At 60.2% G+C, this 12,926-nt stretch carries 13 protein-coding genes; 11 read left to right on the plus strand and 2 right to left on the minus strand.

Annotated elements, in window-relative coordinates; translation table 11 throughout:
• Positions 1-68 precede the first annotated feature (68 nt).
• The 10 genes from Q0C28_RS16585 to Q0C28_RS16630 all read left to right on the plus strand — a co-directional run bounded on the left by Q0C28_RS16585 (position 69) and on the right by Q0C28_RS16630 (position 10,660).
• The gene (locus Q0C28_RS16585; protein WP_293577464.1) at positions 69-1,334 is read left to right on the plus strand and encodes an efflux RND transporter periplasmic adaptor subunit; all 1,266 of its coding nucleotides are present in this window, start codon (positions 69-71) and stop codon (positions 1,332-1,334) included.
• Positions 1,335-1,337: 3 nt separating this feature from the next.
• Positions 1,338-2,042 carry an ABC transporter ATP-binding protein gene (locus Q0C28_RS16590; RefSeq protein WP_293577465.1) on the plus strand — a complete coding sequence of 235 codons (705 nt, stop codon included), beginning with the start codon at positions 1,338-1,340 and terminating at the stop codon, positions 2,040-2,042.
• Entirely contained in the window at positions 2,033-3,193 is a 1,161-nt protein-coding gene (locus tag Q0C28_RS16595) for an FtsX-like permease family protein (protein WP_293577466.1), read from the plus strand. Before Q0C28_RS16590 ends, Q0C28_RS16595 begins: the two co-directional genes overlap by 10 nt.
• Positions 3,194-3,197: 4 nt before the next feature.
• Entirely contained in the window at positions 3,198-4,388 is a 1,191-nt protein-coding gene (locus tag Q0C28_RS16600) for an FtsX-like permease family protein (RefSeq protein ID WP_293577467.1), read from the plus strand.
• Positions 4,389-4,392: 4 nt separating this feature from the next.
• Positions 4,393-5,754, plus strand: coding sequence for a hypothetical protein (locus Q0C28_RS16605; RefSeq protein WP_293577468.1), 1,362 nt, complete (start codon positions 4,393-4,395; stop codon positions 5,752-5,754).
• A 32-nt stretch (positions 5,755-5,786) separates the two neighbouring features.
• Positions 5,787-6,809 carry an LLM class flavin-dependent oxidoreductase gene (locus tag Q0C28_RS16610; protein WP_293577469.1) on the plus strand — a complete coding sequence of 341 codons (1,023 nt, stop codon included), beginning with the start codon at positions 5,787-5,789 and terminating at the stop codon, positions 6,807-6,809.
• 24 nt (positions 6,810-6,833) lie between these two features.
• Positions 6,834-7,991: an acyl-CoA dehydrogenase family protein gene (locus Q0C28_RS16615; protein WP_293577470.1), complete on the plus strand. Its 1,158-nt coding sequence runs from the start codon at positions 6,834-6,836 to the stop codon at positions 7,989-7,991.
• Positions 7,988-8,704, plus strand: a complete 717-nt coding sequence (locus Q0C28_RS16620; RefSeq protein ID WP_293577471.1) for a 4'-phosphopantetheinyl transferase superfamily protein — start codon at positions 7,988-7,990, stop codon at positions 8,702-8,704. The genes Q0C28_RS16615 and Q0C28_RS16620 overlap by 4 nt, the downstream gene beginning before the upstream one ends.
• Positions 8,705-8,857: 153 nt before the next feature.
• Positions 8,858-9,952: an AraC family transcriptional regulator gene (locus Q0C28_RS16625; RefSeq protein ID WP_293577472.1), complete on the plus strand. Its 1,095-nt coding sequence runs from the start codon at positions 8,858-8,860 to the stop codon at positions 9,950-9,952.
• 135 nt (positions 9,953-10,087) lie between these two features.
• Positions 10,088-10,660: a hypothetical protein gene (locus Q0C28_RS16630; RefSeq protein ID WP_293577473.1), complete on the plus strand. Its 573-nt coding sequence runs from the start codon at positions 10,088-10,090 to the stop codon at positions 10,658-10,660.
• Positions 10,661-10,804: 144 nt separating this feature from the next.
• On the opposite strand, the gene Q0C28_RS17805 is transcribed toward Q0C28_RS16630, so the two are convergent.
• Positions 10,805-11,182, minus strand: a complete 378-nt coding sequence (locus tag Q0C28_RS17805) for a proline racemase family protein (RefSeq protein WP_366934248.1) — start codon at positions 11,180-11,182, stop codon at positions 10,805-10,807.
• Positions 11,183-11,470: 288 nt separating this feature from the next.
• Between Q0C28_RS17805 and Q0C28_RS16635 the strand changes: the two genes are divergently transcribed.
• The gene (locus Q0C28_RS16635; protein ID WP_293577474.1) at positions 11,471-12,433 is read left to right on the plus strand and encodes an IS1595 family transposase; all 963 of its coding nucleotides are present in this window, start codon (positions 11,471-11,473) and stop codon (positions 12,431-12,433) included.
• Here the strand turns inward: Q0C28_RS16635 and Q0C28_RS16640 are convergent.
• The gene (locus Q0C28_RS16640; RefSeq protein ID WP_293577475.1) at positions 12,390-12,857 is read right to left on the minus strand and encodes a hypothetical protein; all 468 of its coding nucleotides are present in this window, start codon (positions 12,855-12,857) and stop codon (positions 12,390-12,392) included. The two genes, Q0C28_RS16635 and Q0C28_RS16640, sit on opposite strands and share 44 nt — an antisense overlap.
• Positions 12,858-12,926: the final 69 nt, after the last annotated feature.

A 12,926-nucleotide genomic window follows, 5' to 3' on the forward strand; every position in this document is an offset into this window, starting at 1 on the left:
AAGCCCTGCATACGGTCAGATCCTGACGCCCAGCACGATCACCACCCCGCCCGAGGAGAGAGTTCCCGATGTCCGCTTCCGAAGATCTTGAGACCAGGCTAAGGTCCCTGTCCATCAATCGAGGCAGTACATCGGGTGCGGCTGGTCGACCCACTGAACAACGCCCCACCGAAGCCTCGCAGGACAAGGCCAACGGTCCAGAAACCGTGCGCCCCGTGTCCGCACCACCGCTTTTTCCCAGACCCCGTAGACGTCTTGGGCGGCGCTTGGGTGGTGCAGGTCTGATCCTCTTAACAGGGGCACTTGCGCTTGGTTTGGCACTTGGCGAAAGTGCTCGGGATTTTGTCCCGGATTTTGCTAAACCTGCCATGACCGAGGCCACGCAGGTCTGGGCAGTCGCAAAAGAGAGCGTTGCATGGTCCTCCCCGCCTTCAGTGCCTGTATCCGACACACCGCCAACGGTGAAAGCCAATACAGCCGCCCCGGTTGAAACGCTCGCGCCTGTTCCTCCTGTCAGCCCGCGTGTAATCGGGTCTGGTTTTGTTGTGGCACCCACCTCGATGGTGCTCATGTCCGACATCGGCGGTCGGGTCGCGCAGGTGGACGTCGAGGTCGGCACTCGACTAAAAACCGGTGATCCGGTGCTGTATCTCGATCAGAGCGATGCTGAGCTTGCCGTGGGGCTTGCGCATGAAGCCTATCGTCTTGCCGAGGCGCAGCTACGCAGCGCACGAGCGGATTATGCCGTCGCCGAAGCGCCACTTCAGCGGTTGGAGACGCTTAACGCGCGTGGTGTCGGCCGCCGCTCCGAGCTTGAAGATGCGCGGCTCGACCTGGCTGTGCGCGCCAACAGCATCACCATCGCCCAAAGCCAGGTTGAAACTGCCCGGCTAACGCTCGAAGGTGCAGAACGCGATCTGGAAAAACATATCCTGCGCGCGCCCTTTGATGCAGTGGTTGTCTCGCTACCGGCGGCGCCTGGAATGATGGTGTCCTCCGGCACCACTGGCGGCGCCGATGAAGCAGGTCTGATGGAGCTGATGGACGTCAGCCATCTCTACGTCGATGTGGACGTGGCAGAGCGCAACATCGCCTTTGTCCAGATCGATCAGCGCGCTGATGTGCGCCTAGATGCCTTCCCCGAACGCAGTTTTGCGGCTCAGGTCACCATGATCGATCCGCGCGCCTCGCGCGAGAAAGCAACCATCCGTGTGCGCCTGCGGCTGGAAGCCGACGATCTGATCGGCGTACGCCCCAATATGTCTGCCAAAGCAACTTTCATCCAACTAACGGACCGGGCGCTGGCCCAACTCCGCCTCAAAGGGAGCAATTGATCCATGACCTCTGTTTCTTATGACATTGAACTGAACGGCGTTTACAAAAGCTACCCGCTCGGCAAATCGCGTATTCCGATCTTTGAAGACCTGACTATGACGATCCCCGATGGCGATTTCCTTGCCATCATGGGACCTTCGGGATCTGGGAAATCAACCATTCTGAACTTGATTGGCGGTATCGATACCGTGGTCCGCGGCCATGTCAGCATCGGTGGCTCCATGCTCGACAAGATGAGCACCCGTGCTTTGACACGCTGGCGCTCAGAAGTGATCGGCTTCGTGTTCCAGTTCTACAATCTTATGCCGATGCTGAGCGCCGCGCAAAACGTGGAGTTGCCACTACTGCTAACAGACCTTAGCGCTGCGGAACGGCGCGAGCGCGTGCATACGATCCTCGACATCGTCGGTCTGGCCGACCGCCACGATCACCTGCCCTCGCTCCTGTCGGGTGGCCAACAGCAACGTGTCGGTATTGCCCGCGCCATTGCAAGCGATCCTCGCATCCTGCTCTGTGACGAACCTACCGGGGATCTGGACCGCAAGTCCGCCGACGAAATCCTCGAGCTGTTGCAGCTTTTGAACACCAAACTTGGCAAGACCATCATCATGGTGACCCATGACGAGAGCTCGACCCGTGTGGCCAAGCGTACGGTCATTCTCGACAAGGGTCGGTTTGTCTCCGAGGAGATCGCGCAATGCGCCTAAGCCCGTCTTTGCTGATCCGCCAGAATCTGACGCGCAAGCTCCTGCGCAGTATCCTTTTGATCCTTTGTATCGGCGTTGCCTTTTTTATCTTTGGGGTTCTCTCCAGTTTCCAGCAGGGGTTCAAAGGCGCAAGCGCGCAGACCTCACGTCTGGTGGTCGCCTCCAAAGTGGGCGGCAACGAGACCCTTCCGCTGTCATACCTACCTGAGATCCAGGCGTTGAACGGGGTTGCAGATGTCACCCATATCACCCGCCTGCGGGCCTATGTGGAAAACGAACGCAACATCGTGGGCGCCAATGCGGTTGATCTTGAGAGCTATGCGCGGGTCTATTCAGATGCCTATGCCTTCAGCACAGAGATGCTGCGTGCCGCTGGTGCCGATCGCACCGCCATCCTGGTCGGGCGCACGCTCGCAGAGCGCATGGGCTGGAGCACCGGAGACACGGTTACGCTGACGAGTTTCGTACACGCCCGGTCGGGTGGGGATCGCAACTGGCGCTTTACCATCGCGGGTATCTTTGATGGTGCCGAAATGACCACGGACACGAGCTTCCTCCTAGCGCGTGCCGACTACTTCCATACCGCCGTCATGCGCAACAAGAACCGTGTCGATCTGTTTGGCATCCAGCCCAAGCCCGGCGCCGATACCCAGGCCCTGGCTCGGGAGATTGATGCGCTTTATGCAAATTCGGGCGCGCAAACCCGCACCCAGTCCGAAACTGCCTTCATGTCGGCTTTCCTCGAGCAATTCGCCAACATCGCGCTGCTCGTCAGGTTGATCGTCGGTGTGGCCTTTGCCACCATCCTGATGATCGTGGCCAATACAATGATCTTTGCAATCCGCGAGCGCACGCTGGAAATCGGCGTCCTGAAAGTTCTTGGCTTTTCCGGCGGGCGCATCATGTGCATCGTTCTGGCAGAGACATTAGTGCTCTTTGCGCTCGGGCTATGCCTTGGCCTGTGTCTCACTGCAGTGGCCATTCCGGTTTTGGCGGATGCGCTGCAAAGCGTGGTGCCTGGCCTCTACCTGACCCCGCGCGTGATTGCCACGGCGCTGGCGCTCGCGGTCGGGTTTGCTCTGGCTTGCGGAGCCCTGCCTTCGATCAACGCTCTTCGCCTGCCGATCGCGGCAGCTCTCAAACACAGGTGATCTCATGCTCGGTTTTATCCGTCAATCCATTGCACTCTCTGGTGCAAACCTGCGAAGCTTGCCGCGTCGGGCATGGATTTCGCTCTCGATGGTGCTCTCTGTCACTTTGGTCGTGCTGGTCCTGCTCGGTTTCCTTGCCATGGCCAACGGCTTTCGCAAGACCCTGTCCGCCACGGGATCTGAGGATGTGGCGCTGGTTCTAAGCCGCGGAGCCTTCAGCGAGGCGCTGAGCCGGATCGGGACACAGCAAGGACACCTCATCGAGGAAGCCCCTGGCATTGCTCGAACAAACGAGGGCGCGCCGCTCATTTCACGCGAACTGGTGGTACCAGTGGACGCGGTGGCACAAGACGGTGGCAAGAACGAAACACTGTCGCTGCGTGGTATCTCTGCCAATGGGCTGGCCTTGCGTCCGGGTCTTCAGATCAGCGCGGGACGGATGATGACACCGGGCACGGCGGAGATCGTGATCGGTGCCCGTCTGGCCGCCCGCTATGAAGACTTGAACCTTGGTGACACCATCTCCTTTGGCCGCTCGCAATGGACGGTTGTCGGCCATTTCACCGCGGGGGGCAGCGTTTTTGAAAGCGAGCTGCTGGCGGATGCCGGTCTGGTGCAGGCACAGTTCAACCGTCCCAATCAAATTCAGTCCCTCAGGGTACGTCTTGAAGACCCGGCCGCGTTTGACCGGTTCAGCGCCTATGTTGACGGGCTCGACCTTGGTTTGTTGGCCCAGAGCGAAAAGGCGTTCTACGCCGCACAGGCCAGCGACATCAGCCGGATCATCTTGTTTCTGGGTTGGCCGCTAGCCATCGTGATGGCCATTGGGGCGGCCGTCGGCGCGATGACCACCATGTATAGCTCGGTGTCCGACCGCATGGTCGAAATCGCAACCGTACGCGCACTCGGGTTCAGCCGCAGCGCCGCTTTCGTGGCCACCCTGGTGGAGGCGCTGACGCTCACGCTGATCGGTTGCGCGATTGGTGTGGCCTTGGCGTGGGTCGGGCTTGATGGCTGGAGTGCCTCAACCAAGAGTGGGGCGAACGCACAGCTCGCGTTTCAGCTTGCATTGTCCTGGCCACAAGCCCTGAGCGCGGTTGTGCTGGCCCTTGGGATTGGCGCGCTAGGGGGCGGTTTGCCAGCCCTACGCGCCACACGAGTGCCTCTGCGCGCGGCAATGAGCGGGCGGGCCTGAGCCAATGGTTGCGCCACACACGCTCTGCCAACCGTTGCGGTCGGCCACCCCGCTTGGCCCACGCGCGGTGGTAATCGGTGGTGGTGTCGCGGGGCTGGCGGCTGCCAGTGCGCTGGCCCCCCATGTGGCCTCAATCACCCTGATCGAACAGGAAGCCCTGCCCGTAGAGCCGCTAATCCGCCGCCACACCCCGCAAGCACCACATGTACATGCGCTTCTCGATAGCGGTCGGCAGGCACTCGAAAAGCTGATGCCAGGGTTTGGGGCGGCCCTTCAATCGGCTGGCAGCCTGCCGCTGCGGGTGCGCTCTCAGTGGCGCAGCCATGATGGTCACGCCTGGTGCGCACCAGAAGACACCGGACCCGTAGTCCTGAGCCAAAGCCGTGCTCTCTTTGAGCATGTGTTGCGTCAGCGGGTGCTTGCACTGCCACATCTGAGTATTGAGATCGCTCGGGTCCGAGGCCTGCGGCTGGCACCGACGGAGAACGACACGCGGCAGCCGCGCATCACTGGTGTTGATCTGGAAGACCAGACACGGCGTCAAAAAAGTCTTTCGGCGGAGATCGTGGTCGATGCCTCTGGGCGAGCAGGTGATACTCTCAAATGGTTCAAGGCCGCAGGGCTACAGCCGCCGACAGAAACCACGCGCTGCCCTGATATCCGCTATGTGAGCGCATGTTTTGCGCGGCTTCCAGCGGACCCTGCCCATCTGCCAAGCGCTTGGCTGCGACCTGCGCAGGCTCCCGCCACCCAAGGGCTGGTGATGGCGCCGATCGAAGACGGCCGCTGGGTGGTCACGCTCATCGGACGATTTGGCGCGGCGATGCCCCGCGACGCCCATGGGTTTCGTCAGCGCATGCTGGAACTCGCAGGGCCGGAACTGCAGCTGCACATAAAGGGTGCGCCGATGCTGTCACCCTTGCGTGGCTTTGCAATCAAGTCCGTCCGCTTTCGCCGCTTCGACCGTACCGCCAGGGAGCTACCGCTGGGATACTTTCCCATTGGCGACACGATTGCAACCTTCAACCCACTCTATGGTCAGGGCATGAGCGTTGCCGCCTTACAAGCGCAGGCCCTGTCGCGCGCCCTGTATGACAACACCCAACCCGTTGATCAGCAGGCCGCCTACCTTGCAGCGGCACATAGCCCTGCGGACTGGGCGTGGACAATTGGCGGCGCGGTAGACAGAGCCTATACGCAGATGTGCCAACAAGAAGATGCCGCCTGCGATCACCTTGCTGCGCGGCTACGGCTCGCTTTCTCTGCCTCTGTGCTGCGCTCGGAACTGCGCGGACAGATTGACCGGGTGCTGCACCTCCTGGAACCACCGGACAAGCTCGACGCGTTCCCTACCGAACCGGTCTGACAGGCCACGTCACAGATAAAAGGAACCTCAAGATGAAGCTGCTTACCACCGCCCCGCCATCCGTCCAATTTGCACCCGGAACCTATCTGGAGGCCGTGGGCACCCTTGCCCAGTGGAACGAGGCCGCCGGTGTCGAAGGCATGTTGATTTACACCGACAACAGCCTGATGGACCCCTGGGCCGTCGCACAGGCGGTACTGGAACGCACCCGCCGTTTCAAACCGCTGGTGGCGGTGCAGCCGCTTTACATGTCTCCCCTGGCCGCCGCGAGAAAGGTTTCCTCCCTGGCCTTTCTCTACGGGCGCAAAATGGCGCTCAACATGGTGGCCGGGGGCTTTGTGCGCGATCTTGAGCAACTTGGCGATGCCACTGAACACGACGCGCGGTATGACCGTCTGGTGGAATACACCCAAATCCTTCAGGCGCTGCTGCGCGGTGAGACGGTGACCTTTAGCGGAACATACTACAACGTCGCCAACCTGCGGCTCTCGCCCACGCTGCCAGCCGAACTGATGCCGGACCTGTTCCTGTCGGGGGCCTCGGAAGCCTGCGCAGCCGCCGCTGCAACACTGGGCGCGACCCGTCTGAGCTACACCAAGCCACCGCAGGATCTGGAACCGCTCGCCCCCCTGCCGGGCGCGGGACAGATCGGTCTCAGGGTTGGGGTGATCGCCCGCGAGACTGCTGAAGACGCCTGGCGTGAGGCCCGCAGCTGCTTTCCCGAAGATCGTCGCGGTCAGCTGGCACACAAGATGGCGCGCGGGACCACAGACAGCGTCTGGCATCAGGAGATTTCGCAAAAAGCCGAGGATCTGCACGAGGCTCGCGATGGAGCCTATTGGCTGTTTCCGCTGCGCAACTACAAGACCTTCTGCCCCTACCTGGTGGGCAGCTATGGCGATGTGGCCGCGTATGTTGGCCGCTACCGCGCCCTTGGATACACCGCCCTAGTGCTGGATGTGCCCAGCAGCGAGGAAGAGCTGCGCCACAGTCTGCGCGCGGTAGAGCTAGGCGGAGCCAATGTTTTGCGTCCCGAACCTCTCACCCACTCCTGACACCAATCTGACGGCGAGGTTTCCATGTTTGCGCGAACACTCTTTGATGCTGATCATGACCGATGGCGCGATGAGGTTGCGACCTTTCTGAGTTCCGACATTGCACCGCATCACGACGACTGGGTTGTGGCGCGCAAAACCCCACGCGCCGCCTGGGCAAAAGCAGGGGCTGCCGGGCTGCTGGCCCGCGGCCTGCCCCCACAGTTCGGTGGCGCAGGGAGAGATTTTCGCGACAGCGCGATAGTTATCGAGGAACTGGCGCGCCAGCGCATCCACGGGCTGTTAACCTGCCTACAAAGCGATATCGTTGCCCCCTTCGTACAGCGTCTTGGTACCGAGGCACAGAAACAGAAGCTGTTGCCCGGCATGGCGCAGGGCGAGGTTCTGGCAGCCCTCGCCCTCACCGAGCCGCAGGGCGGCAGCGCGCTCTCGACCATGACCACCACGGCCGAAACCCGTGGCGATAGTCTCGTGTTGAATGGTGTTAAAACGCATATCACCAATGGATCTGTCGCGGATGTGGTGATCGTAGCCGCGAAGAGCGCGCGGGGTAGCATCGGGGATCAGCCCGGCCTGAGCCTTGTTCTTGTGGAAACCGAACGCCCCGGAGTCTCGCAAGAGTCTATCGACAAAACTGGGATGGCGGCGCTGGATACCGGTCGCATCACCCTCAACGAGTGCGTGGTGCCACGCAGCAACCTGCTCGGCGGCGAGGGCATGGGATTTGTCTACCTCATGAACTTTCTGGGAGTGGAGCGGCTGGTGCTGGCGATCTATGCACAGGCCTGCGCAGAACGCATTCTGACCGAGCTGATCCGCGACTGTGACGCCCGCCAGACCCCCGAAGGCAGCCTGCTCACGCATCAGAGCCCGCGGTTCTCACTGGCCGAGCTATATAGCGAATGCGCGGTAAATCGCAGTTTTGTGGACCAGTGTATCCCCTCGGTGCAAGAGGGCCGGTTTGACCCAAAACAGGCCTGCATCGCCAAGCTACGCACCACCGCCACCCTGAAATCTCTCGCAAGCCTCGCCGTGCAACTGCGTGGTGCCGGGGGGATCAGCGGTGAGAGCGGCGCGCGCGCCAGTCAGGATCTTCTCGACGCCTCGGTGCAATCGATCTGGGGCGGCACCAGCGAAATCCTTCTCGACCTCATCGGGCGCAGCATGGCCAGTGGGCTATGACTGGCGCCCATCCTCGCCAACGCCCGCGGGTGATCTGCTGGCAGATCAACCTTCCTGACAGGATCGAAAATGCAACCGTGAAAATACTTGATGAGGCCGAACAGGCCCGCGCCGCCGCTATGCCCTCCCCCAGACAACGAATGCAGTACATTTCGGCACATGTGGCGTTGCGCCAGATCCTGGGCGCCCACGTGGGTGCGGCGCCAGCAGAGCTACGTTTTGCAAGTGAAGCCTATGGTCGCCCGGTGCTGGAGCACGCAAAGGCGCCTCATTTCAGCCTCAGCCACTCCGGTCGAGCCGCGATGATCGCACTCTGCTGTGAGGCCAAGATCGGGGTGGACCTGGAACAGCGCCGCCCCCGCCCCAAGGCCCGCCGTCTTGTAGAGCGCCTCTTTGCCGCAGAGGAACAGGCCGCGCTGTTGCCACTAGCGGAAACTGCCTTCGCGCGGGCCTTTGGTCGGCTCTGGGTCATGAAAGAAGCTTATATCAAGGCAGATGGACGTGGCCTGGCCTGCCCGCTCAACAGCTTTGCACTCGATCCGTTTGCCCCAACCGTCCTCAGGAACACGACGGGGTTTCCAAGTTGGGCTCAACTCTCCTATAAGGGAGTGTGCAATAAGTATGATAGCGCACTAGTGGTGTGCTCCACAAAAACCGCAGAGATTGAGTACAGGGTCTTTGACATGCGCGGCGATCTTTACAAGGCGGCCTGAAATGAGAACGGCATCAAAAAGCCAGACACAGCCATTTGCGCCGCCGCCCCCCTGCGCGCGCCTCGCAAAGCAAAAATATGCTTTGTCGATTGCGTCTTTTGATGATGCCCCGGCACTCAGAAGCCTGCCCACAATGACAGGAGATCAGAGACCTTGCTCTTTTTCCCCCTCCCGTTCCTGACCGCGTTTTTCCTGATCCTCGTCATCATCCAGTTGGCTCGCTATATCGGCCGAGGCCTTGATTGGGTGGTCCTGCTCACGGTGACGGGATTTGCATTGCAATCCGTCCTGCTCGGCATCTCATGGGGCTTTCACGACATGCCCAAACTGCCACTGATTTCGCTGGCAATCGCACTGCCGCCATTAACATGGCTGTCGTTGAACGAGCTGGCTGGGCGCGCCCGACACCACAGCCGGGCGATGGTCTTCGGTGGGCTGGCGGGACTCATCGGGGTCAATGCCGTCGCGTTCCTGCTTGGAAATGACAACATCGTCGATGCGCTATCCATCATGACCTACCTTCTGTTTGGCGGCCATCTGGTCTGGTCGGGAATGAACCTCGATCTGGATTGGATGGCCAGCCGACCACTCCAAAGCCTTATTCCGACCCAGCGCGCCTATATGGTGGCTGGCATCATCTTGCTGATCTCGGCGGGTGTCGATGTCATGGTGGCCTTAGACATCAGGCTCAACGACAGCCAGATCTCACCTGCGCTAGTGGGGTATTCCAACCTGACTTTCCTACTGGCGCTGATCGTGGTGTTCTTCATGCGGCACGACACCTCGACCGTTCCGTTGCGTCCACAGCCAAGCACAATCACATCTCCGACGCAGTCACAAGAGGATGAGACCAGCGCCGAAAGCATCCTTGCCAAATTGGATCTGGAGATGGAAACCAATCACCTCTATCGCAACGAAAGCCTCTCGCTCAACGAGATCGCACGCAAGATCCGCGTCCCCGCCCGCCAGGTTTCAAGCGCGGTGAACACATTGCGCGCGATGAATGTGCCAAAATACGTCAATACATTTCGCATTCGGGATGCCTGCCGCATTCTCGAGGAAACCGACATGCCGGTAACAGAAGTGATCTTTGCAGTCGGTTTCACCACTAAATCGAACTTCAACCGCGAGTTTCAGCGGGTCACGGGCCTTAATCCAAGCGAATGGCGCAGCCGTGCCTGTCGCGCCGCCGAACAGCGCCCACAGACTGACCCAATAAGGATGCATGAACGCCCATCGGAATCCTAACCTGCCGTGCAGAGGACCAGAATCCCGTTTTGGGACGTCCTTTTTCGCGGATCAGGTCGCAGCTTAGGGGCCAAAATCTCTATGTCTTTCGTCAGGTGACACCGGGCCTGTGGCCCCCGCAAAGGACGATTGGACATGAAACGCAACACTAAAATTACCCTCGGCGTGCTAAGTGCAGCTGTGGTCCTCCTGAGTGCCGGACCGCGGCTGGTGCAAGCAGAAGACCATCAGACCGTCCCTATCGATGATTTGATCTCAACGGTTATTCTTGAGGGAGATGGCACTGCGCTACGGCTGACGACCCATGAAGGCACAGACCGAGAAGCCCGGCTAACAACAGAGGACAATATCGGCTGTGCGCTTTCCTCCTCAGTACGCAGCGAAGGGGATCAGCTACTGATTTCGATAGAGAAGGGACCTATGAGGATCGGCTTCTGGTGCGACCCGGATGTGACGCTCTCGCTGCCTGCGGGCCTAAACCTTGACATTGCCCTCAGCAATCTCGCTGCCGATATCAAGGGCTCGTTTGAGCATGTCTCTATTCGCACCAGCCAGTCGGTCATCGACTTTGACGGGCGCGCAGAGCATTTCACCCTAGAGGGGCGGCGCGCCGCAGTGCGGCTTAATTTTAGCCGCGACATGCCTCGCGACGCGGTGGAGCTCGACGTGGACACCATCATGTCTCAAGTGACCTTCAACGGGGTATGACCGCTGGCGCAAAGATCGCCATCTGGACGCCAATCGCCCGGCGGCTCCCGGTTCGAGTAATCGGCGGGGCGCAGCCGGGCGATTGGGGGCAGAGCGCATAGCCAATAGGTCACGATTGCCGGGCTCTGCTCGGTCGCGGTACCATCAGCTGCCCCATATGTCCGATAGCCAGAACCCGCTTGGGAAAGGGTCGCTTGGATCCAGGCCGATCTGTGTGATCGCGTAGATCCAACACTGGCCGACGACACGGTTTTGGATGCCGGCGACCGGCCCGACGGTTGTCTCGTGTAGAAACTCAGTGGTGAATTCGCACCCTATGATGGAGCGTGACACACGGGTGTCGCCCGGTCTAACTTTGCCCGCGGCATATTGCACGGCCATGTTTGAGTTTGATCCTGTACCACAAGGCGAACAGTCAGCCCGCCCGGGGCGGCGCGTAGTGAAGGTGCGGATCACCCCATCCGGGTCGGTGGAACGGAATATGACATAGGCCAAACGGGACTGTTGCGTTAATTTTGCCATCCAGAATAGGACTTAACTCTGTCTGTATATCATGGGGCTTCGAATAGCTGACTTATGAAGTTGATCTCGCCGCTGACGCCTAGGTGCTTGTTGTGGACGTGATCTCGTTTGATGGTTCGGGTTGCTTCAATGCTGCTCAACGTCGCCTTCGCCGTTCGTAGGGATCGAAAGCTTTGACGGTAGCCAAGGAGCCGCTTCATGACGGTCTTAGGTAGCAAATGCACCAAATGATTGACTAGCAGGATGAATGAGAACAATATGTGAACACTCGCGATTTTGGAGGTTCATATGGCGCAGCATTTTCTCCTGTCGGCTGCCGCTCGGACTCTGTCTCTCAAATCGATCTTCTCCGAAGGGGAAGAGGTGGCATACCGTCGGTTCTGCCGACTGCGCTGGCCGGAGACCGGTGGTGAACCGATCTGCCCTGCATGCGGATGTGTTGATGTTTACGACCTGACGACCAGGCGCCGTTTCAAGTGCGCGGCTTGCCATCGGCAATTCAGCGTGACGTCGGGCACGATCTTCGCCTCCCGGAAGCTCGCCTTCGTCGATCTCCTGGGCGCGATCTGCCTGTTCGTGAACGCGGCGAAGGGATTGTCCGCGGTTCAGATGTCGCGTGATCTGGATGTGCAGCATAAGACGGCGTTCGTGCTCATGCACAAGCTCAGGGAAGCAATGAAGGCGGAGACCCGGGACGCCCGTCTGGACGGCGAGGTCGAGGTTGATGGCGCGGCGTTCGGTGGCCATGTCCGGCCTGCCAATCTGAAGGAGGAGCGTGTCGACCGGCGGTGGCGCGTCAACCGGAGTGGGAAGCGCCGGGTGGTTGTCGTGCTCCGCCAGCGTGGCGGCCGGACGGTGACAAGAACCTTTCTTCGGGAGACGCAGGGCGTCGGGTTTGCAAGGGAAAGGATCGCTCCAGACACCGTTGTCTCGGCCGATGAAGCCGCGCATTGGGATCTTCTGGAAACTGACTTTGATATGCAAAGGATCAATCATTCAGAGGGTTACAGCGTCGGAGGAGCTCATACCAACCTTGCCGAGAGCTTCTTCTCACGGCTCAGGCGGATGATTGGGGGACAGCATCTGAAAGTCGAAGGAAGGTATCTCGACGCATACGCGGCCCATGCAGCCTGGCTCGAGGATCATCGGGAGGAGAGCAATGGCCACCTTGCGGACTGCCTGATCGGCGGCGCGCTCGCGTCCCCGGTCAGCCGGTCGTGGAAGGGGTATTGGCAACGGCGCGCAGCGTGACGGCGCCGCCGGCACCCCAAACACACATGCCTTTCTTCTTCTCGATCATTCTGACGAGCTTTCGCCGCTTGGCATGCCGCAGCGCCTGGACGACCTTGAAGACCACAGAGTTCCTAAGCGCAGTATCTGAGATGTCCAAGCCGCGCTCCGCCATTACGCGCTCGGCAAGCTCACGCGTGGTCAGCTCGGCATCAACACCGAGGTGGCGGACACAGATATCCGCGATCTCCCCCTTCTTGAAAAAACCATGGCTCACAATGTAGCGGGCGCGCTGACGTTCCGGGGCGGCGAACAATTCAATCGTCGCGTTCACATGCGCCAAATCGTGCTTCGCATGTGCAATCTGCGCCTCATATGCCTTAATCTGGCCCAGTATCTCGGCCCGCTTCTCTTTTAGGGTGTGAACAATCAATGGCTTTGACATGCCCCCATTCCACACGAGATCACGACAGCCATCCAGACGGTAACTTGGTGCATTTGCTACCTAAGACCG

This window comes from Phaeobacter sp., from assembly GCF_022825805.1.
GTDB lineage: Bacteria > Pseudomonadota > Alphaproteobacteria > Rhodobacterales > Rhodobacteraceae > Phaeobacter.